The sequence below is a fragment of the Nonomuraea antri genome (assembly GCF_013283785.1).
Lineage (GTDB): Bacteria > Actinomycetota > Actinomycetes > Streptosporangiales > Streptosporangiaceae > Nonomuraea > Nonomuraea antri.
The window spans coordinates 1-1,013 of sequence record NZ_JABCPZ010000579.1; the positions used below are offsets into that span (position 1 = coordinate 1).

Sequence of the window (1,013 nt, forward strand, 5' to 3'; positions counted from 1 at the left end):
GGGGAGTCCGGGGTTGGGCGTGAGGTGGCCGACGATCACTTGGCGCTTGATCTGATCTTCAAGCTGGCTGCGATGGCCAGGACCGGCGGTGACGACGACGCGCTGGCGTTCAGCCTGTGGGCGCACCACGACATCATCTGGGGCCCCGGCACCGCGGGTGAACGCGTGGCGCTGACCGGGGAGTTGGTCGAGCTCGCCGAGCGCGCCGACGATGCCGAGCAGGCGCACTTCGCCGCCGCGTTGCGCTGGGTGGCGATGATCGAACAGGGCGACCCGCGCTATCTCGACCGGTTCAACGACTACCTCGCCAAGGGCAAGGGCAATGAGCTGCGGCATCTCGATCTGACGGCGTCCATGGACGAGAGCATCGTCGCCGCGCTGACCGGACGCTTCGAGCGGGCCGAGCAGTTGGTCGAGCAACTGGTCGGACGGCTGAGCGAGGAGTTGAGCGAGCAGTCCGACGGGCGGCGGCGGGAGCCACACCATGAACACTTCCGGTACATGCTCTGGCATCACCACTGGGCATTGCTGACTCTGCAGGGCAGATACGACGAACTGGATGATGTGCTCCAGCGACTCAGAGACTCGCCGCACCTCTACGCGGGGCTGCCTGCCGCGTTGACCGCGCTGCATCGGGGGGACCTCGACGCGGCGCTGCGCCACTACGCCGATGGCGAGCCGCGTGATCGGGTGATCGAGCCGTTGTGGTTGCGGTTCCAGGCCGAGGTGGCGGCGGCGACGCATGATCCGGAGCTGTGCGCCCGGGCGCGCGCCGCGTTGCTGCCGCATCGCGGGCGGTGGGCGGTCTCGCTGTTCGGGTGGGACGTCAGCGGGCCGTTCGACTTGTGGCTGGCGCTGGTGGACGCCGCCGAGGAACGCTGGTCCGAGGCGATCGAGGAGGCCACGGCCGCCTATCGGTCGGCCGATCGGATGCGGGCGCGGCCGTGGTCGGTCGTGGCGCGGTCGTATCTGGCGGACGTCCTGCTCGCTCGGGGGGCGGATGGGGATGTGGC

General features: G+C 69.6%; 1 pseudogene. It reads left to right on the plus strand.

Annotated features, from left to right (window positions below):
- Window positions 1-39: 39 nt before the first annotated feature.
- Window positions 40-1,013 (plus strand): annotated as a pseudogene (locus HII36_RS55485) (ATPase); the annotation flags it as partial.